This is a genomic window from Limnohabitans sp. JirII-31, from assembly GCF_002778315.1.
Taxonomy (GTDB): Bacteria; Pseudomonadota; Gammaproteobacteria; order Burkholderiales; family Burkholderiaceae_C; genus Limnohabitans.
This window is the reverse complement of record NZ_NESA01000012.1, coordinates 50,692-74,128: the sequence shown is the minus strand read 5'-3', so window position 1 is coordinate 74,128 and position 23,437 is coordinate 50,692. Positions and strand designations below refer to the sequence as shown.

The 23,437-nt window shown below is 60.8% G+C and carries 23 protein-coding genes; 9 read left to right on the top strand and 14 right to left on the bottom strand.

Annotation, left to right across the window (positions count from 1 at the left end):
• Positions 1 to 5: 5 nt before the first annotated feature.
• Genes B9Z41_RS14220 through B9Z41_RS14205 form a run of 4 tightly spaced genes read right to left on the bottom strand, consistent with a single transcriptional unit; the run spans position 6 to position 4,101 of the window.
• A complete protein-coding gene (locus B9Z41_RS14220; protein ID WP_100147732.1) occupies positions 6 to 989 on the bottom strand; it encodes a tripartite tricarboxylate transporter substrate binding protein in 984 nt (327 codons plus the stop codon).
• Between the two features lie 39 nt (positions 990 to 1,028).
• The gene (locus B9Z41_RS14215) at positions 1,029 to 1,994 is read right to left on the bottom strand and encodes a tripartite tricarboxylate transporter substrate binding protein (protein WP_100147731.1); all 966 of its coding nucleotides are present in this window, start codon (positions 1,992 to 1,994) and stop codon (positions 1,029 to 1,031) included.
• A 10-nt stretch (positions 1,995 to 2,004) separates the two neighbouring features.
• Positions 2,005 to 3,030: an amidohydrolase family protein gene (locus tag B9Z41_RS14210; protein ID WP_233202704.1), complete on the bottom strand. Its 1,026-nt coding sequence runs from the start codon at positions 3,028 to 3,030 to the stop codon at positions 2,005 to 2,007.
• 36 nt (positions 3,031 to 3,066) lie between these two features.
• The gene (locus tag B9Z41_RS14205) at positions 3,067 to 4,101 is read right to left on the bottom strand and encodes an esterase (protein ID WP_100147730.1); all 1,035 of its coding nucleotides are present in this window, start codon (positions 4,099 to 4,101) and stop codon (positions 3,067 to 3,069) included.
• 116 nt (positions 4,102 to 4,217) lie between these two features.
• On the opposite strand from B9Z41_RS14205, the gene B9Z41_RS14200 reads away from it, so the two are divergent.
• The 6 genes from B9Z41_RS14200 (at position 4,218) to B9Z41_RS14175 (ending at position 8,587) form a co-directional block, all read left to right on the top strand.
• Positions 4,218 to 5,177, top strand: coding sequence for a tripartite tricarboxylate transporter substrate binding protein (locus B9Z41_RS14200; RefSeq protein WP_158236191.1), 960 nt, complete (start codon positions 4,218 to 4,220; stop codon positions 5,175 to 5,177).
• Between the two features lie 26 nt (positions 5,178 to 5,203).
• The gene (locus B9Z41_RS14195) at positions 5,204 to 6,943 is read left to right on the top strand and encodes a CocE/NonD family hydrolase (RefSeq protein WP_233202703.1); all 1,740 of its coding nucleotides are present in this window, start codon (positions 5,204 to 5,206) and stop codon (positions 6,941 to 6,943) included.
• A 13-nt stretch (positions 6,944 to 6,956) separates the two neighbouring features.
• A complete protein-coding gene (locus B9Z41_RS14190) occupies positions 6,957 to 7,475 on the top strand; it encodes a heme-binding protein (RefSeq protein ID WP_100147728.1) in 519 nt (172 codons plus the stop codon).
• A 67-nt stretch (positions 7,476 to 7,542) separates the two neighbouring features.
• Positions 7,543 to 7,758, top strand: a complete 216-nt coding sequence (locus B9Z41_RS14185; protein ID WP_100147727.1) for a DUF3820 family protein — start codon at positions 7,543 to 7,545, stop codon at positions 7,756 to 7,758.
• Between the two features lie 128 nt (positions 7,759 to 7,886).
• Positions 7,887 to 8,189: a DUF6516 family protein gene (locus B9Z41_RS14180; RefSeq protein ID WP_233202702.1), complete on the top strand. Its 303-nt coding sequence runs from the start codon at positions 7,887 to 7,889 to the stop codon at positions 8,187 to 8,189.
• Positions 8,189 to 8,587: a MarR family transcriptional regulator gene (locus B9Z41_RS14175; RefSeq protein WP_100147726.1), complete on the top strand. Its 399-nt coding sequence runs from the start codon at positions 8,189 to 8,191 to the stop codon at positions 8,585 to 8,587. Before B9Z41_RS14180 ends, B9Z41_RS14175 begins: the two co-directional genes overlap by 1 nt.
• A gap of 57 nt (positions 8,588 to 8,644) precedes the next feature.
• Here the strand turns inward: B9Z41_RS14175 and B9Z41_RS14170 are convergent, their stop codons facing one another.
• The 9 genes from B9Z41_RS14170 to B9Z41_RS14130 form a co-directional block, all read right to left on the bottom strand.
• On the bottom strand, positions 8,645 to 9,631 hold the full coding sequence (locus tag B9Z41_RS14170) for a tripartite tricarboxylate transporter substrate binding protein (protein ID WP_100147725.1): 987 nt from the start codon (positions 9,629 to 9,631) through the stop codon (positions 8,645 to 8,647).
• An 81-nt stretch (positions 9,632 to 9,712) separates the two neighbouring features.
• A complete protein-coding gene (locus tag B9Z41_RS14165; RefSeq protein WP_100147724.1) occupies positions 9,713 to 11,176 on the bottom strand; it encodes an aldehyde dehydrogenase family protein in 1,464 nt (487 codons plus the stop codon).
• Between the two features lie 59 nt (positions 11,177 to 11,235).
• Positions 11,236 to 13,020, bottom strand: a complete 1,785-nt coding sequence (locus B9Z41_RS14160) for a thiamine pyrophosphate-binding protein (RefSeq protein ID WP_100147723.1) — start codon at positions 13,018 to 13,020, stop codon at positions 11,236 to 11,238.
• A gap of 2 nt (positions 13,021 to 13,022) precedes the next feature.
• A complete protein-coding gene (locus tag B9Z41_RS14155) occupies positions 13,023 to 13,985 on the bottom strand; it encodes a tripartite tricarboxylate transporter substrate binding protein (RefSeq protein WP_100147722.1) in 963 nt (320 codons plus the stop codon).
• A gap of 93 nt (positions 13,986 to 14,078) precedes the next feature.
• The gene (locus tag B9Z41_RS14150; RefSeq protein ID WP_143474209.1) at positions 14,079 to 14,864 is read right to left on the bottom strand and encodes a sulfite exporter TauE/SafE family protein; all 786 of its coding nucleotides are present in this window, start codon (positions 14,862 to 14,864) and stop codon (positions 14,079 to 14,081) included.
• A 3-nt stretch (positions 14,865 to 14,867) separates the two neighbouring features.
• Positions 14,868 to 15,854 (bottom strand): tripartite tricarboxylate transporter substrate binding protein, encoded by a 987-nt coding sequence (locus tag B9Z41_RS14145; protein ID WP_100147720.1) that lies wholly within the window; start codon positions 15,852 to 15,854, stop codon positions 14,868 to 14,870.
• Between the two features lie 9 nt (positions 15,855 to 15,863).
• Positions 15,864 to 16,736 carry a fumarylacetoacetate hydrolase family protein gene (locus B9Z41_RS14140; RefSeq protein ID WP_100147719.1) on the bottom strand — a complete coding sequence of 291 codons (873 nt, stop codon included), beginning with the start codon at positions 16,734 to 16,736 and terminating at the stop codon, positions 15,864 to 15,866.
• 83 nt (positions 16,737 to 16,819) lie between these two features.
• A complete protein-coding gene (locus B9Z41_RS14135; protein WP_233202701.1) occupies positions 16,820 to 17,722 on the bottom strand; it encodes a DMT family transporter in 903 nt (300 codons plus the stop codon).
• Positions 17,719 to 18,219 (bottom strand): methylated-DNA--[protein]-cysteine S-methyltransferase, encoded by a 501-nt coding sequence (locus tag B9Z41_RS14130; protein WP_100147718.1) that lies wholly within the window; start codon positions 18,217 to 18,219, stop codon positions 17,719 to 17,721. The genes B9Z41_RS14135 and B9Z41_RS14130 overlap by 4 nt, the downstream gene beginning before the upstream one ends.
• 80 nt (positions 18,220 to 18,299) lie before the next feature.
• On the opposite strand from B9Z41_RS14130, the gene B9Z41_RS14125 reads away from it, so the two are divergent.
• The 3 genes from B9Z41_RS14125 to B9Z41_RS14115 are packed head-to-tail and all read left to right on the top strand — an operon-like array spanning position 18,300 to position 22,080.
• Positions 18,300 to 19,700: a phosphomannomutase/phosphoglucomutase gene (locus B9Z41_RS14125; RefSeq protein WP_100147717.1), complete on the top strand. Its 1,401-nt coding sequence runs from the start codon at positions 18,300 to 18,302 to the stop codon at positions 19,698 to 19,700.
• Positions 19,697 to 20,776 carry a lipopolysaccharide heptosyltransferase I gene (waaC, locus tag B9Z41_RS14120; RefSeq protein ID WP_233202700.1) on the top strand — a complete coding sequence of 360 codons (1,080 nt, stop codon included), beginning with the start codon at positions 19,697 to 19,699 and terminating at the stop codon, positions 20,774 to 20,776. The genes B9Z41_RS14125 and waaC overlap by 4 nt, the downstream gene beginning before the upstream one ends.
• Positions 20,773 to 22,080, top strand: coding sequence for a 3-deoxy-D-manno-octulosonic acid transferase (locus tag B9Z41_RS14115; protein ID WP_100147716.1), 1,308 nt, complete (start codon positions 20,773 to 20,775; stop codon positions 22,078 to 22,080). Before waaC ends, B9Z41_RS14115 begins: the two co-directional genes overlap by 4 nt.
• Here B9Z41_RS14115 and B9Z41_RS14110 read toward each other — a convergent pair.
• The gene (locus B9Z41_RS14110; protein WP_100147715.1) at positions 22,070 to 23,422 is read right to left on the bottom strand and encodes a TolC family outer membrane protein; all 1,353 of its coding nucleotides are present in this window, start codon (positions 23,420 to 23,422) and stop codon (positions 22,070 to 22,072) included. The genes B9Z41_RS14115 and B9Z41_RS14110 overlap by 11 nt on opposite strands.
• Between the last annotated feature and the right edge of the window lie 15 nt (positions 23,423 to 23,437).

The window sequence follows — 23,437 nt, the reverse complement described above, 5'->3', positions numbered from 1 at the left end:
GTGTGTTACTCCACCTTGATGTCAAACTCACGCACCATCTGTCCCCAAAACGCGTAGTCAGCCGCAGCCACCGAGGCCATGACGGAGGCAGATGTGCCTGTGGGGGTGAGACCCAGCGCACGCATGCGGGCTTGAATTTCGGGCAGTTTCACAATCTTCACGATCTCGGTGTTGAGCTTGGCCACGATGTCGTCGGGCGTGCCAGTGGGCACAAAGATGCCGTGCCACGAACTGCCAATGACGCCGTTGACGTCGAGGTTGGCACCGAACTCGGTCATGGTGGGTACATTGGGCAAGCTGGCGATACGCTCTGCGCCCGAAATGGCCAAGCCTTTGACCTTACCAGAGGTGATCAGCGGAATGGCGGTGGTCGAGGCTTCGATGGAGAGGCTCACCACGCCACTCATCACATCGGGGGATGGGTTGGTTTTGTAGGGGATGTGGTTGAGCTTGATGCCTAGGCGTTGGGCCCAGGCTTCCATGGCCACATGGGGCTGTGAGCCAACGCCGAGCGAGGCGTAATCGACCTTGCCGGGGTTGGCCTTGGCATAGGCCACCAATTCAGCCATGGTGTTGAAGGGAGCGTTGGGCGCGGCGGTCAGCACGTGGGGCACCAGCAAAATTTGGCTCACGGCCTTGAAGTCGCGTGGTGGGTTGTACTTGGCGCTCTTGTAGACGTTGGGTGCAATGGCGTGCACGGCTTTGACGCTGAACAACAGGTTGTAGCCGTCTGCGGGGCTGTTGACGGCGGCCTCCGCGCCAATCATGCCGCCAGCACCCGGACGGTTGTCGATCACCACGGGTTGACCCAGCGCCACGCCCAGTTTGTCGCCGATCAAGCGTGCCACCACGTCGGGTGAGATGCCTGCGGCAAAGGGCACGATCATTTTGATCGGACGGTTCGGATACCCCATCGATTGCGCCCAGGAGGGCAGGGTGGCGGTGCTGGCGCCAGCGGCGAGTGCGGTGAGGACGTGTCTGCGTTGCATGGTGAGGTCTCCGGTTGTGGTTGTGTATGAAGCGTGGACTCAGTCCACTTGAATCTTGGCGTCGGCGATGGTTTTTTTCCAGCGTGCGTAGTCGGCCTGAATCAAGCTGCCCAGTTGTTCGGGCGTGCTGGTTTGAATGACCAAACCTTGTGCGGCCATTTGCTCTTTGACTTCAGGCAAAGCCAACACGGCGCTCACGTCGCGGTGCAAAGCTTTGACCAACTCGGGCGATGTTTTGGCGGGGGCCAACACGGCATACCAAGCGTCCACCGCGTCCATGAACTCGATGCCGTATTCACGAAACACCGGCACATTGGGTGTCACGGCGGAGCGTGTGGCCCCGGTGGAGGCGAGCATGCGCAAGCGCCCGGAGCGCACGTGCGGCAGCATGGAGTGCACGCTGGCGAACATGAGTTGCACCTGCCCGCCGATCAAGTCGGTGGTGGCGTTGCTGATGCCTTTGTAAGGCACGTGCAGCATGTCAAAGCCGAGCTGCTGCTTCATCAGCTCCATGGCCAAGTGGTGCGGTGTGCCGTTGCCGGGAGAGCCAAAGTTGATTTGGCCGGGTTTGGCTTTGGCCAAGGCAATGACGCCCGGCAAATCGTTGGCCCCAATGTTGGGGTTGACCACGATGGCAAAGTTGGCCACGGCCATTTTCATGATCGGCGTGAAGTCGGTGGTCGGGTCAAACGGCACCTTCTTGTACAGATTGGGTGCCATGGTCAAGGTGTTGATGGCCATGAGCAAGGTATGGCCATCGGGTGCGGCTTTGGCCGCCGCCTCGGCCCCAATGTTGCCGCTGGCACCGGGTTTGTTGTCGACGATCACCGCTTGCTTCCAGCGCTCGCTCAGCTTGGGCGCAATGATGCGGGCAATGATGTCGCTGCCGCTGCCCGGTGTGAACGGCACCACCAGCGTGACAGTGCGTTCGGGAAAGGCGTGCGCTGCGAGTGTGGCCGCGCACAGCCAAGTGCCCACCCACAGTTTTTTCAGAGTGCCTTGCATGGTGTGTTCCTTAGCCGTGGTGAGACAAGCCCAGCAATTTGTAGGCGTTGCCAAAGTAGAGTTTGCGGGCGTCTTCTGTGTCGAGTTTCAAATCTTCGATGGAGCGAATGCCTTCGCGAATGAACATCGGACCCTCTTCGGGGTCGAACGGGCAGTCGCTGGCAAACACCACCTTGTCGGCACCAAAAAAATCGAGGCCACAGCGCAGCGCCGAGCTGGAGCCGCCCAACACCGTGTCGCCATAAAACATCTTGAAATACTCGATCGGTGGTTTGGACAAACTTTTCAGCACATCGGCCTCAGACCCGTCCACGCTGCGGCTGCCCAATTGGGCCCACAGGGTTTCGGCACGGCCTGAAAAATAGGGCAGCATGCCACCGCAGTGGTGGGTGATCAAACGCAAATTGGGCAAGCGTTCCAGCAGGCCAGAAAACACCATGCGCGACATGGCCACGCTGGTCTCCATGGGCCAGCCCAGCACCTGCCAAATTTCGTATTTCGATTTGTCTTCGTTGGGGTAATCGGGGCGGCTGCCAGGGCGTGTGGGGTGCATCCACACGGGCATGTTGTGCACATTGGTGATGCGCTCAAAAATCTTGAACACCTCGGGCTCGTCCAAGGCTTTGCCGTTCACGCTGGTCAAAATTTGCACGCCCTTGGCGCCGAGCTTTTCAATGGCGTAGTCCATCTCTTGCAGCGCTGCTTCGGGGTTGTTCATCGGCAGCGAGGCCACAAAGTAGGGGAAGGTCTCGGGCCATTGGCGGCAAATCTCGGCCATGCCTTCGTTGGCGACACGCGCGTAGCCCGGTGACACATCGGGTCCGCCCAGCATCTCGGGTGAGGGCACGGCCAGCGAGATGACTTGCTGAACGCCAGGAAAGCCTTTCAGCATTTCGACCCGGGCGGGCATGTCCCAGAGCATGCGCAAGTTGCTCATGCGTTTGACCATACCGGGTTCTTTGCCGTGCTGTTTGACCAGCGCCACATAGGCGGGTGGCATGACGTGGTTGTAGATGTCGATTTTGGTGTCGGTCACGGGATGTCTCTTGATGGGGATTGAAAGTTTTAAAAATCAAGGGCGGATGTTCTGGTCCATCCACTGGGCCAACCAGTTGCCAATTTGCAGGCTGTGCTTGTCTTGCATCAGCATGTGCGAGGCGCCGGGCAGGCCGACTTGCGCCAGCTCAATCTGTTGCGCTTTGCCGCCCGCTTGGTTGACGGCGGCCACAAATTCGCGACACAGCTTCAAGCGTGGGGCCCAGCGGGGTGAAAGCTCCACATAATCGCCCCACAACACCAAGATGGGCATGCCCAAGTAGGGTTTGAGGTCGGCTTTGGGGTCAGGACAAGCGCCGGGCTCCACCGCCACGATGCCCTGGATGCCACGTGTGTCGAGCGCGGCGGTTTGGAACGGAAAAATGCCCGATTGCGAATGGCTCATCAGCACTGCGCCTTTGAGCTGTTGTGCCAGCTGCGACAGGGCGGGGACGGTGGGGTTGGGCGTGGGCAAGGCGTTGAGCCAGTCCGGCACCATCTGTTTGAAAAACTCGCCTTGTGCTTCCAGTGGAAACTGCATGCCGGGGAAGACCTCGGGGTACTTGGCACCAAAGCGGAAGATGGCCCATGCGCCTTCTTGCGACGCGCCAAACACCTGCGGCAAAGTCTCAGCACTGGCCTTGCCTGCTTTGACTTGCACGATCGCCGAAGGGTTGGCGGCAGAGCGTCCGCGTGAGACTTGGTCAATCACATACGTGGGGTAGCCACGGCGCACAAACAACTCGTCCCAGCCCATGCGGCCATCGGGGGTGGACTCCCAGGTTTTGCCCGTCAGGCAGCAGCCGTGGATGAGCACCAGCGGTGGGCGCTTGGCGGCCACAGGTTCTTGAAAGCGCACATACATTTGCTCTACCGCAATCGTGCCTGATGGCGCGTAGGCCGGTAGCAGTGACAGGTGGGCCGACTCGATGTTGCGCCCGCCCACAAAGAAGCTGCCTTGTTTGGCGATGGTGAGGGGGCCGGTGTCGGTGGTGGGGGTGTTCGAGGTGGCGCAGCCGCTGAGGGCGAGCGCAGTCACAGTTGCCGCGAGTGCGGCCATGATCTTTTTCATCGTGTCTCCTTTTTTCACAATATATGAGAGACAAGGTCATGCCCATGTAACCTGCATGACTGTTCCTGTTGCCGGTGTGGTCCATGATGCGGCCACAAAACAACAGGAGGAGACACATGATTCGCCATTTTTCACGCGCCGCCATGGCGTTGGCGTTGGGCTTGGCGGCTTTGGCCGCACAGTCGCAGACCTATCCCAGCAAGCCCATCCGACTGGTCATTCCATTTGCGCCAGGCGGCAGCACCGATGCCAATGCACGCATCATCCAAGACAAGCTCAGCACCCTGTGGGGGCAACCCGTCATCATCGACACCAAGCCTGGCGCCAACACCATCATTGGCACGGACCTCGTCGCCAAAAGCCCGGGCGATGGGTACACCTTGTTGCTCACCTCGACCGCCTATGTGGTCAACCCGAGCATGTACAACAAGTTGCCCTATGACCCCATGAGCGACTTCATCCCGGTGACCATGGTCTCGGTCTCGCCTTTTGCGTTGGTGACGCCGGTCACCTCCTCGATCAAATCGACCAAAGATGTGTTGGGCGCGGAGCAGGCCAAGCCTGGCAGTTTGTCGTTTGGCACCTCTGACTCCAGCGCCGCTTTGGCGGGGCACCTGTTCAACATGTTGGGCAAAACCAATTTGCAAAGCGTGTCTTACAAAGGCGCGGGTCCCTTGATGACCGACCTGGCCGGAGGCCATGTGCCGCTGGGCATTGCCGCTGTCAGCTCGGTGCAGACCCAGGTGCGCGCTGGGCGCGTGCGCTTGTTGGGCGTGGGCTCAGTCAAACCTTCATCCTTGTTCCCAGACGCCCCTGCGATCGCGGGCGATCTGCCGGGTTATGAGGCCACCTCGTGGTTTGGCTTGTTTGCTCCAAAGGGCACGCCCAAGGACGTGGTGACCAAGATCCAGCGTGACGTGGCCACGGTCCTGAAAGACCCAGAAATACAAAAACGTTTCTTTGACATTGGCGCCGAAGTGGGCGGTCAAAGCAGCGACGACTTTGCCGCCCGCGTGCGCACCGACATGGACTTGTGGGCCAAGGTGGCCAAGTCAGCAGGCATCAAACCCGAATAAACACAACCACCCAAAGGACTCACAGAATGGATTTCAAAACCGAAGTGCGCGACGGCATGCGCATCGATTGGGATGTGCCCATCGTCATGGACGATGGCTTGGTGCTGCGCGCCGACGTGTTTCGCCCCATCGCCGAGGGCCGCTACCCGGTCATCATGACCTACGGTCCCTACGGCAAAGGCGTGGCGTTTCAAGAGGGCTACAAAACCTCGTGGGAGATCATGTGCCGTGAAAACCCAGACGCGGTCTCTGGCACCACCAACCAATACGCCAACTGGGAGGTGGTGGACCCTGAGAAGTGGGTGCCCGATGGCTTCGTGTGCGTGCGCGTGGACTCGCGTGGTGCAGGGCGTTCCCCCGGTTACTTGTGCCATAACAACGACCGCGAGCAACAGGACTACCACGACTGCATCGAGTGGGCTGCGGTGCAGCCTTGGTCCACTGGCAAGGTGGGGCTCAATGGCATCTCGTACTACGGCGCCAACCAATGGCGCGCTGCGGCCACGCAGCCGCCGCACCTGGCGGCCATTTGTGTGTGGGAAGGCTGGCACGACAACTACCGCGACGGCAACCGCCACGGCGGCATCTTGTGCAGCTTTCGCAAAAACTGGCAAGACATGCAAGTCAAAACCGTGCAGCACGGTGTGGGCGAGCGTGGGCGCAAACACCCCGTCACTGGTGAGCTGGCGTGTGGCCCTGAAACATTGAGCGAAGAAGAGTTGGTGAAGAACCGCGAGAACATGGCCGCGCAACTGCTGGCCCATGAGTGGGATGGTCCTTACTACCGCGAGCGTTCCGCCAACTTGGCGCGCGTGCAAGTGCCCTTGTTGTCAGCCGCCAACTGGGGCGGCCACGGCCTGCACCTGCGCGGTAACTTGGAGGGCTTTGTGGGCGCGGCCTCGACCCAGAAATGGTTAGAGGCCCATGGCGGTTCGCACTGGGCACCGTTCTACACCGACTACGGTGTGAACATGCAAAAGAAGTTCTTCAACTACTTTTTGAAGGGCGAGCAAAACGGTTGGGACCAAGAGCCCCGCATTCGTTTGCAGGTGCGTCACCCCGGCGAAAAATTTGTCGAGCGTCACGAAACCGAATGGCCGTTGGCACGCACCCAGTGGACCCACTTCTACCTCAATCCGCACGACATGTCGCTGTCTCGCACGCCTGTGCAAAGTTCAGGCAGCGTGACCTATGAGGCTTTGGGTGAAGGCGTGACTTTCTCAACGCCGCCACTCACGGAGCCGATGGAGTTGACCGGGCCTTCTGCCCTCAAGCTGTTCTTGTCGTCGAGCACCGTCGATGCTGATGTGTTTGCTGTGCTGCGCGTGTTCGACCCGCAAGGTGTGGAGGTGGTGTTTCAAGGGGCCTTGGACCCGCATTCACCCATCAGCTTGGGTTGGTTGCGAGCCTCGCACCGCAAGTTGGATCCCGCGCGTTCATTGCCGTACCGCCCCTTCCACAGCCACGACGAAAAGCAGGCCCTGGTGCCGGGCCAAGTGGTCGAGCTGGATGTGGAGATTTGGGCCACTTGCATCGTGGTGCCCGTGGGCTACCGCGTGGCGCTCACCCTGCGTGGCAAAGACTATGAGTGGGACGGTCCAGCGGCCAGTTTGTCGAACATGAAGCACCCCATGAAAGGGTGTGGTCCGTTTGTGCACGACGACCCCGAAGACCGGCCTGTTGATGTGTTTGGTGGTCAGGTGACCTTGCACTTTGGTGCCGATCAGCCTGCCAGTGTGCTGTTGCCTGTGATTCCACAGGCTTGATCAGGAGATCCTCATGAAGATTAAAAAATTGCGCACCATCGTGGCCACTGCGGCGTTTGGTTTGTCCATCGGCTTGAGCACGGGCAGCGCCCTGGCCCAAGCCAGTTTTGCGGCACCGCCGCAAATTCCGTATGGTGCGCCCATCAGCACCGAGGCGGCTAAAAAAGCCGCAGCTGCGGCGATTGCAGAAGCGCAAAAAAACAAATGGAAGATGGCCGTGGCCATCGTCGACACCGGCGGCCATTTGATTTACTTTGAACGCATGCAAGACACCCAAACGGGCAGCGTGGACTTGGCGATTGAGAAGGCCCGCACTTCCGCCTTGTTCCGTCGTCCGACCAAGTTGTTTCAAGACGCGGTGGCCGGTGGTGGCGAAGGCTTGCGCTTGTTGCGCTTGACGGGCGCGATCCCGATTGACGGCGGCATTCCCCTCATCCAAGACGGCAAGCTCGTCGGCGCTGTGGGTGTGTCGGGCGGCAGTGGCGACCAAGACGGTCACACGGCCATGGCGGGTGCTGCCGGATTGAAGTAAGCACCGCACTATCTGAGTTGAAAACCACGGCCCTGCGCTTGCAGGGCCTTTTCATGGGGCCAAGCCTGTGAACCCTGAAGATCTGTACAAGTTGGTCACACTGACCATGCCGTTTGGCAAATACCAAGGCCGTCTACTGGCCGACTTGCCCGGCAACTACCTCCATTGGTTTGCGCGTGAAGGCTTTCCCAAAGGCGAGATGGGTCGGCTGCTGGCGCTCATGCATGAGATCGACCACAACGGCTTGAGTGAGTTGTTGCGACCGTTGCGGGTCAAACCGTAAATCTCACCCACCACCTTGTGCGGTTTTTATCTGAGACGCTGAACCCGCTTGACATCAGGCTTGATATTTAAGATCATGTCTGAATGAGGCAGGGCAAGCAGCATATGGTACGGTCCGTTGTGCAGGATGTGTACAAGCCTGCTGATGTGCGCTTGCCCAAGCGATTGGGCGGTGGCGTTTTGAAAGAGTATGTGGTGAGAGACCATGCCACGAAGAACGTGCTGCATTACGCATTGGCGTACATCAACCCACTGATTTATTCGGGAGATAACGGACGTGTGCTCGGCTATGACAAAAGTCATGGCTTGCCACACAAGCATTGGATGGGGCAGAGAAGCGAGGAGCCGTTCATATCGTATGAGGCCTTGTATGAAAAATTTCAAAATGAGTGGATGGATATCGCGATACGCTTTGTCAACGGAGAACTGTGATGACTAAAAAACAAAAAATCAGCACGACTGATTTCAAAGGCTACCAACCCCTGGTCAAACACGTGCGCCGAGGTGTTGACGTTGCCCGTGCGCTAGATGAAAAAACTGATTCTTTGCCTCACGCCTTGCAATTCACCAGCCTGGAATTTGGCAACTTCATGAGCGAATTGACGCCCAAGCGTTTCCAAATTTTGCGTTTGTCCAAAGGCGGTAATCGATCAATTGCTGAATTGGCGGTGGTGACGCAACGCGATCAAAGCGCAGTGTCTAAAGACGTGAGTCGCTTGAAAAAGCTCGGGTTGGTCACGGTGGTGGATACCTTGAATCCAGGGCACGGCATCAAGAAAGTGGTCCAACCCATTGCTGAAAATATTTTGATTCAAGCCAGTTTGACTTGAAACAAAAAACCAAGTGGGTGCGCGTTTTTTCAGTGCACACCCCATCGCTTCAACGTTTCATTCTTCGGCAGTAAAACCGGAGGCTTTGATGATGGGACCCCACATGGCCATGTCATTCTTGATGAGTGCCGCGAAGCTTTCAGGTGTACTGAGAAATGGGTCCATCCCGAATTTTGAAAATGTGTCGTTCAGTTCTTGAGATTTCAGTGCTTCATGGATCGCTGCAGCTGCTTTCGCAACCACAGACGGGGGTGTGTTGGCTGGCATCAAAATGCCGATCCAGATTTCGGCCACGACGTCTTTGAAGCCTGACTCGACCATGGTGGGTATGTCTGGCATGAACTTGCTGCGTTGTGCGCCTGTGGTGGCGAGCACGCGGACTTTGCCGGACTTGAGTTGCGGCAACACTTCTCCAATTGGGTTGAAGCTGGACGCAATCTGTCCCCCCATCAGGTCTTGCAAGGCGGGTGCTCCGCCTTTGTAGGGGACATGCAAAATTTGGAGGCCAGCAGCTTTGGAAAACATCACACCTGCGAAATGTGGGGTTGCGCCTGCGGACGTCGACGCGTAAGCCGCTTGTTTCGGATTGGCCTTGCACCACGTCACAAAGTCGGCCAGTGTTTTGACGCTCTCGGGCACGGATGGACCCACAATGAAAGCCAGCGCAGTTTTAGCGCAAGCGGCCACGGGGGTGAAATCCTTGATCGGGTCGTAAGTGAGTTTGCGAAAACTGTGTGGGTAAATCGTCATCGCAAAGTCAGGCGTGAACAACATCGTTGTCCCATCTGCAGGTGCGTTCTTGACGTATTCGACAGACAGCCGGGCAGCTGCCCCAGGTTTGTTCTCAACGAGGATGCCCGCCGGATAACTGCTACGTAATTTTTCTGCCAAGGCCCGCGCTGCCACATCGGTGCCACCGCCCGGTGGAAAACCCACGATGAGGCGGCTGATCTTGTCTTGCTGCGCCAGAGCAGCTCCTGGTGTGGCCAGTGTTGGCAATGCCAAGACGGCAGATAAGGAGAGGAGGTGTCGTCGATGGATCATGACTTTCGCCTTTCAAAGTTGGATGCAACCGTGGATGAACTTCAGGAGATGTGGCTACTCTGGATCACGTCTTGAAAACGTTCACAACACCACATGCACGTTCTTGTGCTGGGTGTAGGTCAGCAGTTCATCAAAGCCTTCTTCGCGGCCAATGCCCGACTGTTTGTAGCCACCAAATGAGGCGCCAATGAAGTGGCTGCTGGTGTGATTGACCCACACATAGCCCGCTTGCACGCGACCGGCTGCGCGGTGGGCGTTGGAGAGGTTGCTGCTCCAGATGGAGGCGGTCAAGCCATATTCCACCGCATTGACTTGGTCGAACAGCGTGTCTTCGTCGTCCCACTTGAGCACCGACAGAATGGGGCCAAACACTTCTTCGTTGGCAATACGCATGTCTTGCGTGACGCCGGTGAACACCGTGGGTTCGACAAACCAACCGTTGGCCAGCGCCGCATCTGTGGGCACCTTGCCGCCATAGGCCAGGTGCGCGCCACCGGCTTTGGCGATCTCGATGTAGCCCATGATTTTTTCCCACTGGGCTTTGGAGATGATCGAGCCCATGGTGGTCGCCATGTCGGTGGGAATGCCCGGCTTGTAGTGGGTGATGGCTTTGAGCAAGCCCGCCACCACTTGGTCATACACCGAGGCGTGCACAAACAAGCGCGAGGTGGAGCCGCAGCTCTGGCCGCACCAGGTGAAGTTCATGCCGCCCACGGCACCAGCAATGGCTTTGTCCATGTCGGCGTCGGGATAGATGATGCAAGCGTTCTTGCCCCCCAACTCCAGCGTGACGTGTTTGAGTTGGTCGGCGGCTGCTTTGGCAATGGCGCGTCCGGTAGGCACGCTGCCAATGAGCGACAAGCGTGGCACCAGCGGGTGGTTCACCAAGGCCTGACCGCCCGGGGCGCCAGAGCTGATGATGTTGAGCACACCGGGCGGCAAGATGCCGTCGATCAGCTCCATCATGCGGTAGGCCGACAGCGGTGCCTGGTAGGGCGGCTTCATGATCACCGTGTTGCCCGCAATCAAGGGCGGTGCCATCTTGGCGGCGGTGAACATGATGGGGTGGTTGTAGGCCACGATGCGGGCGCACACGCCATAGGGCTCGCGCACCGAGTAGTTCAGCACCCCGTCGCCCATGGGCAGGGTTTCGCCTTTGATCTCGGTGGCCAGGCCAGCGTAAAAGTCAATTTGCGCAGCGGCAATCAGGGCGTCGCGCTGCATTTCGCTGATCGGGTTGCCGCAGTTGGCCGCGTCGATCATGGCCAGCTCAAACGCGTTCTCGCGCAGCACCGCCGCCACTTTTTTCAACAAGGCGGCGCGCTCGAGTGGCTTGAACTTGCGCCACACCGCAAAGCCCGCATGCGCAGCACGTACCGCAGCATCTACGTCCTCAGCGTTGGCTTCGGCGCATGGGCCGAGCGACTCGCCAGTGGCGGGGTTGTGGGTGTCGAGGTAGCCGCCCAAGGGGGTGTGCCAGGCACCGCCGTAGTACAGGTCACGGTGGGTGGGCAGGAGTTGGCGGTAGTTGGAGGTGTCAGACATGGTGGGTTCAAACTTGGGCGGTGTGGGAGGTGTGACTCAAGGTGACTGGGGCAAGAGGTTCAGCGCTTGTGAACCGCAGAGCTGGTGGTGGCGGCGTTGCCACTCATGTTGGCGTCGTAGCCGGGGGCCACGCAGGCATCAATCACGCACACCTTGCCCGCTTGCACAGCCTGCAAGCCTTGCGCAATGGCCGCATGCAGGTCTTGGGCGCGGCGCACCGGGCCAATGCCTTCGGCACCCATGGCGCGGGCCATCTGTGCGATGTCAATTTCGGGGTCGCTCATGCGCTGGCCAATCCATTTGTTGTCGGTCGGGCGGTGGCGCTCTTTGGCCACACGCTCTTGGTGCAGCTCGTCGTTGAAGAACGAGTGGTTGTTGCACACGATCAGCAGCAGCGGAATGCCGTAGCGCACTGCCGTCCACACCGCGGTGTTGCCCATCAAAAAGTCACCGTCGCCAATCAGGGCCACCGGGATGCGGTCTGAGTTCGCGTCGCGCAAGGCCAAGGCCACGCCCACGGCGTTGCCGGGGCCAGCGCCAATGCCGCCGCCGCCGTCGGCCCCGAGGTAATCCATCGGATGGCGGAAGTGGCGGTAGGCACCGTTCCAGCCCAGGGGCAAGCGGGCGATGCACAGCTGTAGGTCGTGGGCGCAGTCGTGCAACACATCGGCCACGGCACGCAGGCTCACCACATCGTCTGACGGTAGGGCAGGCAGCGCGGCTTTGGCGGGCCAATCGCCCACAGGGGGGCGTGCCGTGACTGCGGCGTTCAAAGCCGCGATGGCCGCATCGGGCTCGCACAGCATGTAGACATCGGCTGGGGGCAAGCTGCCGCCGTCCATGCTCCAACCCCGGTGGATGTGCATGTCCAGCGACACGTGGATGACTTGTGCCGTGCAGGTGGCCCCTTGCAGGGCTTGCTTGAACGCACCGCCCGGGTCCACCCAGTCGAGCATCAGCACCACATCGGCTTCGCGCACAGCGGCACAGGCCTCGGCACTCATGAAGTAGGCGGGCGCACCCACATGCTGGGGGTGGTCGGTGGGGAAAGAGGCTGCGTTTTTGAGGTCGGTGATGACCGGCGCTTGCAGTGCTTCGGCCAAGGCCACGCGGGGCTGCCAGTCGGCCACTTCGCGTGACATGCGGCCCATCAAGATGACGGGCTTCTTGGCGTTGGACAACAGCTGCGCGGCGCGCTGCACATCGGTGGGTGCGGGCGGCGGGGCCACAGGGGCGGCGTAGCGCGTGGGGTCAGGGGTGGGCACCAGGCCGTCGGTTTTGCTTTCTTGCAAGGCCGCATCGAGGTTGATGTAGACCGGGCCACGCGGCGCGGTTTGCGCAATTTGTCCACCGCGCAGCAAGGCTTCAATGGCGGCAGGCACCGAGCCGGGTTGGTTGTCCCACTTGGTGTAGTCGCGCACCAGCGCGCCTTGGTCGCTGACGGTGTGGATCCAGTCGATCCAGGGGCGACGCCTGGCTGCGTCCCAAGGCCCGGTGGCACCCAGCATGAGCACGGGCATGCGGTCGCACCAGGCGTTGAACACGGCCATGGTGGCATGCATCAGCCCCACGTTGGAGTGCACCACCGCGCCCATCATGCGGCCTGAGGCTTTGGCAAAACCTTGGGCAATGGCAATCGCCACTTCTTCGTGCAGGCACAGCAGCATTTGTGGCGCGCTGTTGCCCAGGTGGTTGACCAGGCTGTCGTGCAGGCCCCGGTAGCTGGCGCCGGGGTTCAAGGCCAGGTAGGGCACGCCCATGGCGCGCAGGCATTCGGCGATCGAGTCGCTGCCCCAGTAGGTGGCGGGCTCGAGGTTGGGGGTCGGTTCTTCGCGTTTGATCATGGTCAGTCTGCTTTGATGTTGGCTTCTCGTATCACTTTGCCCCAGCGGGCGTAGTCGTCTTTGATGGTGGCGGCCAGCGCTTCGGGGCTGCTGGGGGCGGTTTCGATGCCTTGGCCACTCAGGTTGGCTTTGACGTCGGGCAGTTGCAGCACGCGCGCAATGTCGGCGTTGACCCGTGCCACCACGTCTTTGGGCACCCCAGCGGGCATGAACACACCCAGCCACACGTCTAGGGCCACGCCGGGCACGGTCTCAGCAATCGCGGGCAAGTCGGGGAAGGCCGCAAAGCGCTTGCCCCCTGCGCCTGCGATCAAGCGCAGCTTGCCCTCCTTGATGTGGGGCAACAGCGAGTTCACTGCACCAATGAACACCTGGATGCGTCCACCCAACAAGTCGGTGATGGCGGGCACCGCGCCTTTGTAGGGCACGTGTTGCATTTGAATGCCCGCGGCATGGTTGAGCATTTCAGACGCCAACTGCTGGGGTGAGCCGTTGCCCGAGGAACCGTAGTTCAGCTTGTCGGGGTTGGCTTTGGCATAGGCCACCAACTCGGCCACGTTTTTGGCAGGCACCGAGGGATGCACCACCAGCACAAACGGCACCAGGGCCACTTGGCTGATCGGGGTGAAGTCTTTGAACACATCGAAGGGTGTTTTGCCCACATGCGGGTTGGTGACAAAAATGTTGTTTGCCCCAAGCAGCCAGGTGTAGCCATCGGGCGGGCTCTTGGCCACCAAATCAGCACCCAAGTTCATGCCCGCGCCGGGGCGGTTGTCCACCGTCACAGCCTGGCCCCATTGCTCGGTCAGCTTTTGCGCGATGACGCGGGCCACCACGTCGTTGCTGCCCCCCGGTGTGATGGGCACGATGAATTTGACGGGGCGTGCCGGGTAGGCGGTGTTTTGCGCGTGGATGGGCAATGCCGCCCACAAACTTAAGCAGATGGTCAACAGATAGCGAACCATACGTGTCTCCTCCAAATCATTTTTGTAGAAGCAACTCTAGTGGTCGGCGGCAGGGGCGCCAGTCGCGCGGGCGTCAAGCGTGGGTGACGTGTCTTACTTGCTGAGAAGTGCGACGGCAATGCACAGCAAGAACACCAGCAAGATGCGTCTAAACAACACCTCGCTCACCCGTGTGCGCACACGCTTGCCCAGCGACAAGCCCAGTGCCATCGGGGCCATGGCGACCACCGACACCACAATGTGTGACAACTCCAGGCGTCCGTACCACCACAGCGCGGCATACAGCGGGGCAGCGCCAAACAGGTAAATCACGCTGATCGTGCCAATGAACTCTTCGCGCTTGAGTTGCAAGGCCATCAAGAAGGTGATGATGATGGGCCCCGTCAAAGACGACACCCCGCCCATGGCCCCCGACAGTGTGCCCACAGCGGCCCCAGCCCAGCGCTCCCAGCGTTTGGCAATGTGCACCTTGGGGTTGAAGGCCATCAGGCTGATGGCGGTGATCACAGCCACGGCCATCATGACGTTGAGTACGGTGGCGGGCAACTGCAGGGTCAGGGGCACGGTGATCAAAGTGCTCAAGAGCAAGCTCACGATCAAGGGCCAAAAACGGTACAGGTTGTGGCGCGAGGCCCGGCTGTCATAGGTTTGCCACAGGTTGGACACCAGCACCGGAGCGGCCACCAGCGCAATGGCCGTGGGCGTGGGCAACATCAACGACAGCAAGGGCACCACCACCAAAGGTAGGCCCACACCCAACACCCCCTTGACCGTGCCCCCCAGCATGAAGACCAGGCCTAAGCCCAGCCACAGCCAGACGCTGGCATGCGCAAACTCGGGCGGCAACAACCAGACGAGGTGGACGTGAGAGAGATCCAATACTCAGTCCACTTTGCCGATGCGTTGCACCAAGACGGCCATGTCTTTGGCGTCGGTCTGAACGTAGCGTTCAAACTCTGGCGCATCTTGAAACATGAAGCTGCTGCCCGAGGCCTGCATGGCCTGGTTGGCGCGTGCGTCAGCGGCTGCAAATTTGGCGGCTTGACGCAGTTTTTCGACCACAGCGGGGGGCGTGTGCGCAGGCACGAACAGCCCCGACCACTGGGCGTAGGCGATGGGCACACCCAACTCCTTGAGGCTGGGCACCTCGGGCAGGCTGGCCAAGCGGCCTTCACCCCAGTGGGCCAGTGCACGCAGTTTGCCGGCCTTGATTTGTTGCGCCACGCTGGCCGGTCCGGTGGACAGGGCTTCGATCTGGCCCGACAGCAAGGCCATCACGGCTGGGCCTGCGCCGGTGTAGGGCACATGCAGCATGTAGCTGGAGGTGGCGACCTTGAGTTGCTCCATCGGCACGTGCATGGTGCCGTAGTTGCCCGACGAGCCAAACGACACTTTGGCTGGATGGGCTTTCACATAGGCCATGAATTCGGCATAGGTCTTCCAGGGACTCTCGGCACGCACCACCAACACGGTGGGGTCGGCGCTGAAACGCGCGATGGGCTTGAGCTGGTCGAGCTGGAACATCGGCGCGCGTTTGAGCACCTTGTCGGCCTCGGGCAGCACCACCAGTGAAGACAGCGCCATCAGCACCGTGTAGCCATCGGGCTTGGCCTTTGCCACTTGGCCCATGCCAATGCCCCCGCCCGCACCGCCTTTGTTTTCCACCACCACCGACTGCTTGAGGTAGCGGCCCATGGCTTCAGCCACCGGGCGTCCCACCGCATCGGCCACGCCGCCGGGAGGAAACGGCACCACCATGGTGATGGGGCGGCTGGGGTAGTCTTCTTGGGCTTGGACGGATGGCGTGCCGCACACGCTCAAGAGTGAAAGCGTCAAAGCGCTGATCAGGTGTGTGCGGCGTGATGTCATGGGGGCACCTTAGATGAACTTGTTTTCGATGTGGCCAATGCCGTCAATCTCGACCCGCACCACGTCGCCTGCTTGCAGGTAGCGTGGGGGCTTGAGCCCCATGCCTACGCCAGCAGGGGTGCCGGTGGCGATGATGTCGCCGGGGTAGAGCGTGATGCCGCGCGAGATGGTTTCGATCAGCGTGGGGATGTCAAAAATCAGTTGTTCGGTGGGGCCGTCTTGACGCAGCTCGCCGTTGACGAAGCAACGCACACGGGTGCGGGTGCCGTCCAGTTCATCGGCGGTGACGAGCCATGGACCCATGGGGCAGAAGGTGTCAAACGACTTGCCCATGTCCCACTGCTGGTGACGCATTTGCACATCGCGTGCTGTTACATCGTTGACGATGGTGTAGCCATACACATGTTGCATGGCGTCGGCAGCGCTGATGTTTTTGCCGCCTTTACCAATCACCACCGCGAGTTCGGCTTCGTAGTCGATGTGGTCAGACACGGCACTGCCGGGCAACTGCACCGGGTCGGTCGGGCCCACCACACACTCGGGCACTTTGGTGAACACGATGGGCCAGGCCTGGGTGTTGGTGTTGCTGTCTTTGAAGACAGAGGCAGACAGTTCTTTGGCGTGCTCGTGGTAGTTGCGGCCCACGCACCAAATGTTGCGGCGTGGCAGTGGCAGCGGCGCTTCCAGCTGCACGTCTTGCACTGGCACCGCCGTGGTGGCCAGGGCAGGCAGTGCGCCGCCAGCCATCAGGCTTTCAATCAGGCGCAAGGCGCCGTGCTCGGCCACCTCTGCGCTGACTTGAAATGCGGTGACGTGTTGGCCGTCAGCGGAGACTTGGCCGACATGGCGTTGGTTGAGATGGCGATAGGTGGCGATGCGCACGGTAAGCTCCTGGGCAATAAATGATGACTGCGCGGGATGCTAAACCACATCGCTTCAAGTGGTGTGTCTGCGTGTCATGTGCATTACAGACGGGCGCGCAGACCGACCAAGCCCGAGGCCAGTGCCGTGCCTGCCACCACCACCAAGCCACCCAGCAGCATCCAGTGGGTCACCACCTCATCTAGCACCACGATGCCAATCAGATTGGCAAACACCGGGATCAGGTAAGTCACCGTCATGGCCCGCGCGGGGCCGGTGCGGCTCATGAGCCGAAAGTACAGCACATAGGCCAGCGCTGTGCATAAAAAGCCCGCCACGCCCAAGGCGGCCCAGGCACGCCATGGCGGCGTTTGATCGGGCCACAGCAGCAACGCAGGCAAGGTCAAAAACAAGCTGGCACCCCACAAGCTGCCGCTGGTGGTCACCATCGAAGGAATGCCTTGCAAATAGCGTTTGGTGAAACTACCGGCCAAGCCATAAAAAAACGTGGCTCCCAAGCAGGCCAGCACGGCCAGCCCCGAGCCGCCGCTTTGAAAGCCAATGCCTCCTGGCACTTCGCTGGCCAGCAACACCACACCCGCGAAACCAATGGCCAGCCCCAGGGCTCGTGAAGCGTTCAAACGGTCGCCCAGCCAATACCAGGCAATCAGCGCGCCAAACAACGGGGTGGTGGCATTCAGAATCGATGACATGCCGGTGCTGATGTGCAGCAACGCGTAACCGTACAAGACGAAAGGAACGCCTGCGCTGAGCACGCCGACGACAAAGGTCTTGCGCCAGTGCAACAGCAGCAAACCCACCTCGCGTCGCCACACCAACACTGGGGTGAGCATCAGTGCCGCCAACAACACGCGCACCCAGGCCGTGGCCACAGGCCCGAAGTCATGTGCGCCCAGGCGCATGAACAAAAACGAGGAGCCCCACAACAAGGCCAGCAGCACGAAATCGGGCACCCACTGGCGCCACGGCACAGACGCGTCGCTCACGTGTGAGCAGCTTCTAAAGAGAGCAAGGCTTTTTTGCGCTCCAGACCACCGGCATAACCCGTGAGCGCGCCAGCCGCGCCCAGCACACGGTGGCACGGAACCACCATGCTCAGCGGGTTGCGCCCCACCGCAGCGCCCACAGCGCGCACGGCCTTGGCGGAGCCCACACGGCTGGCAATTTGGCTGTAACTGGTGGTTTTGCCATAGGGCACGGCGACCAAGGCTTGCCACACCCGTTGCTGAAACGGTGTGCCACTGGCAAAGGCCAAAGGCAACTCAAAGGTTTGCCGCAAGCCATCGAGGTATTCCTGCAACTGGCCATGGGCTTCGCGCAACACACGGTGCTCGCGCACCCGTTGCCAGTCGGTGGTGTCTGGGAAATGCGCCTGGTCGAGGAACCAAATACCGACCAAGCCTTGGCTGTTGGCAGCCAGCAGCACTTCGCCCAATTGGGTGGGCAAAATGTTGTACACGATGTCTGAGTAGGTGCGTGTCATGGAAAGGCCTTTCGGCGTCATCGTATCCGCACTTTTGCGGGGCGTTTTGAAGCAATACCCCCTCTTTACAATCACTCTTTATGCAAGTTAATACCTCTATCTTCAAAGCCTATGACATCCGTGGTGTGGTGCCTAGCACTCTCAACGTTGAGGTGGCGCATGCTTTGGGCCGCGCCTTTGGCACGCATGCGCAAACCTGTGGCGAAACCGTGGTGGCGGTGGGTCGCGATGGCCGTTTGAGTGGCCCGTCCTTGGTCGACGCTTTGGTGCGTGGCTTGGTCGAAGTGGGCATCGAGGTGATCGACGTGGGCGCGGTGACCACGCCCATGCTGTACTTCGCGGCCAGCACCTTGTGCCGCAGCGGCATTCAGGTCACAGGCAGCCACAACCCCAAGGACTACAACGGTTTCAAGATGGTGTTGGGTGGACGCGCCATTTACGGCGACGAAATTCAAGGCCTGCGCGAGATCATGCAAGCCGAAACCTGGGTGTTGAAAAACGGTGGCTCGGTACGCTCGGTGGATGTGACAGCCGACTACCAGGCGCGCATCGTGGGTGACATTCGCATGAGCCGCCCAATGAAAGTGGTGGTCGATTGCGGCAACGGCATTGCCGGGGCCACTGCGCCGGCCATCTTTCGGGCGCTGGGCTGCGAGGTGATGGAGTTGTTCAGCGAGGTCGATGGCAACTTCCCCAACCACCACCCGGACCCCAGCAAGCTCGACAACCTCAACGACGTGATCCACGCGCTGCAAACCACCGATGCCGAGTTGGGGCTGGCGTTTGATGGCGATGGCGACCGCTTGGGCATCGTCACCAAAGACGGCCAAATCATTTTCCCGGACCGCCAGATGACCTTGTTCGCGCAAGACGTGCTCACCCGTGTGCCGGGCGGCACCATTGTGTTTGACGTCAAGTGCTCGCAGCGTCTGGCGCCCGCCATTCGCAGCGCAGGCGGCCAAGCCTTGATGTTCAAAACCGGACACTCGCTGATCAAGGCCAAGATGAAGGAAGTTGACTCGCCGCTCGGTGGCGAGATGAGTGGCCACATCTTTTTCAAAGAGCGTTGGTATGGGTTTGATGACGGCACCTATGCCGGCTGTCGCCTGCTGGAAATCGTCAGTCGCAGTTCCGACGCCAGTGCGGTGTTGAATGCCTTGCCCACCAGCTATTCGACGCCTGAGTTGAATGTCGGCTGTCTCGAAGGCGAGCCCCACCTTTTGAGCGCCGCGTTGCAACAATTGGTGGTGTCTGGGGGCGTGCCTTCGCCTGAGCATCAGCCGCAAGTGTGTGTCATTGACGGCTTGCGCATTGACTGGGACGATGGCTTTGGCCTGATTCGCGCCTCCAACACCACCCCTGTGTTGGTGCTGCGTTTTGAAGGGCAAACACAGCAAGCGCTGGCGCGCATTGAGCACGACATGCTGGCGCTGCTGCGCCAGGTCAAGCCGGATGCGGCGTTTCAAGAGGCCTCACATTGATCCTGCACGTCAGCCCCGATCCCCGACCGCTCAAGGTGCTGGTGGTCAAGCTGTCGTCGTTGGGCGATGTGGTGCACACCCTGCCCGCCGTGATGGACATGCAGGCGGCTTTTCCCAATGCACAGATCGACTGGGTGGTCGAGCGTGGCTTTGCCCCGTTGGTGACGCGTTGCCAAGCCGTGCATCGGGTCATCGCGTGTGAGCTGCGCCGCTGGCGCAAAGACCCGTGGTCGCCCACCACGCGTGCCGAGTGGCGTGCGTTCAAAACCGATTTGCAGCAAGACGCCTACGACGCCGTGATCGACTTGCAAGGACTCACCAAGTCGGCCCTGGTGTCTTGGCTGGCCCGCACCACGCCCGGCGGCAAACGCTATGCCTTGGCCAACCGCACCGACGGTTCTGGCTACGAGCGCCCCACGCGCTGGGTGGCCGATGTGGCGCTGCGCGTGACACCGCACATCCACGCCGTGGCGCGCGCCCGCGTGGTATGCGCGCAAGCCTTGGGCTATGCCGTGCCCGACCGCTTGAGCTATGGCTTGGGGCAGGCCAACTCTCAGCCCAAACCCTATGTGGTGCTGGTACATGGCACCTCACGCGCCGACAAAGAGTGGCCGCTGGCGCACTGGTATGAGCTGGGCCAGCGTTTGAAGCAAACGGGTCTGGACGTGGCGCTGCCCCATGGCAACGAGGCAGAGCGCATCCGCAGCGAAGCCTTGGCCGACATGCTGCCCGGTGCCGTGGTGTGGCCGCGTTTGTCGCTGGACGACTTGACCACCAAGATGGCCCAGTGCGTGGGCGTGGTGGGGGTGGACAGTGGCCTGAGCCATATCGCCGTGGCCTTGGATGTGCCGCACGTGCAGATTTACAACTTCGACACCGCCTGGCGCACGGGCCCAGTTGGCTTGGCGCGCCAATGCGCCTTGGTCGATTGCCCCACGCCCACGGTGGATGCCGTGTGGCAAGCCTGGCAGCGTTGCGTGCAGGCCACCTCAGGCGCTGCATCTGCTGAGCCGCAAGCGGCACCCGCTGCCAGCCACGCCCAAGAGGCTGCGCTAGGCCAAGGGGCGAATGCATGACACGCTGGCTCTACACCCTGGTGGTGTGGGCGCTGCAACCGCTGTTGCGCGCCAAGTTGCAACGCCGTGGGCGTGTCGAGCCGGGCTATTTACAAGCTATGGATGAGCGTTTTGGCCATTACACCCAGGCCCCAGTGGCCGTCGGTGAGCGTGGCTATGTTTGGGTGCATGCGGTGTCGCTGGGCGAAACCCGCGCCGCAGCGGTGCTGTTGCAGGCCTTGCGCAGCACCTACCCCGGTGTGCGCATCGTATTGACCCACGGCACCGCCACCGGGCGCGCTCAGGGCAGCAGCGTGCTGCAACCTGGCGACGTGCAGGTCTGGCAACCTTGGGACACGCCCGCCGTGGTGCAACGCTTTTTGAACCACTTCAAACCGCAGCTGGGGCTGGTGCTGGAGACCGAGGTGTGGCCCAACTGGGTGGCCCTGTGCCAACGCGCGCACGTGCCACTGGTGTTGGTGAATGCGCGCATGAGCGAGAAAAGCCTGCGTCAGGCCCAGCGTTTGTCGTGGCTGTCACGCCCTGCCTATGCAGGGTTGTCGGCGGTGTGGGCCCAGACCGAGGCCGACGCGCAGCGTCTGCGCGCCTTGGGTGCGTCCGTGCAGGGCGTATTGGGCAATTTGAAGTTCGATGCGCAGCCGGATGCGCAGCAACTGGCCCAAGCCTTGGTGTGGGCGCAGCGTTTGACCCGCCCGGTGATTGTGTTGGCCAGTTCACGCGAAGGCGAAGAAGTGCTGTGGCTTGATGCTTTGCAAGCGCTCAAAGACGACCCGCTGGACCAGCGAGACCATGTGAATGCCGTGCATTGGCTGGTGGTGCCACGCCACCCGCAACGCTTTGACGACGTGGCCCACATGCTGCAACAGCGCGGCTGGCAGGTGTCGCGTCGCAGCCAATGGCGCGACGGTCCCGACGCAACTGGCGAAGCCGATGTGAACACCGTGTGGCTGGGTGACTCGCTGGGTGAGATGGCGCTGTATTACGGCTTGGCCGATGCGGCGTTGTTAGGCGGCAGCTTTGCGCCTTTGGGCGGGCAAAACCTGATCGAGGCCACGGCCTGTGGTTGCCCGGTGCTGATGGGCCCACACACCTTCAACTTTGCTGAAGCGGCTGAATTGGCCGAAGAGGCGGGTGCTGCCTTGCGGGTCGAGGACATGGCCCACGCCATCGTCACAGCTTTGCAGATGGTGCGCTTTGGACCGGACGAAAACGCCCAGGTGGCGGCGTGTCTGGCGTTTTCTCAACAGCACCGGGGCGCTGCACAGCACACGGTGCAGGCGCTGGCGCCTTACCTCAAGGCTTGAGCAACGCGTTGATGGGTTGCAGGTCTTGCGGCGTCAAGGTGCCGGTGGCTTGGCGCAACTTCAGGGTGCCCACCAACACGTCGTAGCGCGCTTTGGCCAGGTCACGTTTGGTCTGGTAGAGCTGGCTTTGGGCGTTCAACACGTCGATGTTGATGTTCACCCCCACCGAGTACCCCAGTTTGTTGGCGTCCAACGAGCTTTGGCTGGAGGCCTCTGCGGCTTCATAGGCCTGCACTTGGCTCAGGCCTGACACCAGTCCGAAATACGCGGTGCGCGTGGATTGCGCGGTGTTGCGTTTGGCCGCTTCCAGGTCGGCGCGGGCTTTGCTCTCAAGTGACACGGTTTCTTTCACCCGGTAGTCGGTGGCAAACCCCGAGAAGATGGGCAAGTTCAGCACCAAGCCCGCTGAAGGGTTGTAGACGTGTGACGACACGCTTTGGGTGGAGCTACCGCCCACGTTGCGAATGCCGCCGTAAGACACTTGCGCATCCAGCGTGGGCTTGTGTCCGGCCATGGCCTTGTCGACTTCCAGTTTGGCCACTTCCAGCGCCAACTGTGCTTGACGCACCGAAGGGCTGGCGACTTCAGATTGCGAGACCCAGGTGTTCACATCTTCGGCGGGGGCTTTGACCAGTTGCTTGCTGTCGGCCAAACGCAGCGGGGTTGCATTGCTGAGGCCTACCACCAGATCGAGCGCCAAGTGCTTGATGCGGGCATCGTTCTCGGCGGCAATTTCTTGGGCGGTGGCCAAGTCGAAGCGGGCTTGTGCATCGCGCACACCGGTGATGGTGGTGGTACCCACCTCAAAGTTGCGCTTGGCCGAGGCCAGTTGTTCGCCCACGGCTTTCTTTTGCGCGCGCACCAGCTCCAGGCTGTCTTCGCTGGTGAGCACGTCAAAGTAGGCCTGCGACACACGCACCAGCAGGTCTTGCTCGGCGGCTTCGTACTGCGCAGTGGCTTGTTGCAGCAAAGGCCCGCCTTGCTTGTAGGTGGCCCACACGGCAGGGCGGTACAAGGGTTGGGTCAAGGTCACGGCGGCAGTGCCGGTGCCATAGTAAAGATCTCTTGGTGTGGCCAAAGAGGGGTCGTCAGGTCGGTAGTTGAAATACGTCCGTGTTGCGCTGGCCGACAGAGCAATGTTGGGCAACACCCCGCCCAAGGTCTGGTTGGCCTTGGCCAGGTTGGCTTCGTATTGAGACTTGGCCGAGATGTAGCTCGCGTCGTAACCCCGCGCGGTTTCGTACAACTCGACCAAACTTTGGGCTTGTGCAGCAGGTGCAAAAGCAAAGGTCAGGGCCGCTGCCAAAGGCAGGGCGCGAAACAGTGCGTGGGAGAGCTTCATGCGGTTCTTTCAAAA

Excerpts from the sequence above, each read along its gene's own strand:
- B9Z41_RS14220 (WP_100147732.1), bottom strand. The coding sequence starts at position 989 with ATGCAACGCAGACACGTCCTCACCGCACTCGCCGCTGGCGCCAGCACC.
- B9Z41_RS14215 (WP_100147731.1), bottom strand. The coding sequence starts at position 1,994 with ATGCAAGGCACTCTGAAAAAACTGTGGGTGGGCACTTGGCTGTGCGCG.
- B9Z41_RS14205 (WP_100147730.1), bottom strand. The coding sequence starts at position 4,101 with ATGAAAAAGATCATGGCCGCACTCGCGGCAACTGTGACTGCGCTCGCC.
- B9Z41_RS14200 (WP_158236191.1), top strand. The coding sequence starts at position 4,218 with ATGATTCGCCATTTTTCACGCGCCGCCATGGCGTTGGCGTTGGGCTTG.
- B9Z41_RS14195 (WP_233202703.1), top strand. The coding sequence starts at position 5,204 with ATGGATTTCAAAACCGAAGTGCGCGACGGCATGCGCATCGATTGGGAT.
- B9Z41_RS14190 (WP_100147728.1), top strand. The coding sequence starts at position 6,957 with ATGAAGATTAAAAAATTGCGCACCATCGTGGCCACTGCGGCGTTTGGT.
- B9Z41_RS14175 (WP_100147726.1), top strand. The coding sequence starts at position 8,189 with ATGACTAAAAAACAAAAAATCAGCACGACTGATTTCAAAGGCTACCAA.
- B9Z41_RS14170 (WP_100147725.1), bottom strand. The coding sequence starts at position 9,631 with ATGATCCATCGACGACACCTCCTCTCCTTATCTGCCGTCTTGGCATTG.
- B9Z41_RS14165 (WP_100147724.1), bottom strand. The coding sequence starts at position 11,176 with ATGTCTGACACCTCCAACTACCGCCAACTCCTGCCCACCCACCGTGAC.
- B9Z41_RS14160 (WP_100147723.1), bottom strand. The coding sequence starts at position 13,020 with ATGATCAAACGCGAAGAACCGACCCCCAACCTCGAGCCCGCCACCTAC.
- B9Z41_RS14155 (WP_100147722.1), bottom strand. The coding sequence starts at position 13,985 with ATGGTTCGCTATCTGTTGACCATCTGCTTAAGTTTGTGGGCGGCATTG.
- B9Z41_RS14145 (WP_100147720.1), bottom strand. The coding sequence starts at position 15,854 with ATGACATCACGCCGCACACACCTGATCAGCGCTTTGACGCTTTCACTC.
- B9Z41_RS14130 (WP_100147718.1), bottom strand. The coding sequence starts at position 18,219 with ATGACACGCACCTACTCAGACATCGTGTACAACATTTTGCCCACCCAA.
- B9Z41_RS14125 (WP_100147717.1), top strand. The coding sequence starts at position 18,300 with ATGCAAGTTAATACCTCTATCTTCAAAGCCTATGACATCCGTGGTGTG.
- B9Z41_RS14115 (WP_100147716.1), top strand. The coding sequence starts at position 20,773 with ATGACACGCTGGCTCTACACCCTGGTGGTGTGGGCGCTGCAACCGCTG.
- B9Z41_RS14110 (WP_100147715.1), bottom strand. The coding sequence starts at position 23,422 with ATGAAGCTCTCCCACGCACTGTTTCGCGCCCTGCCTTTGGCAGCGGCC.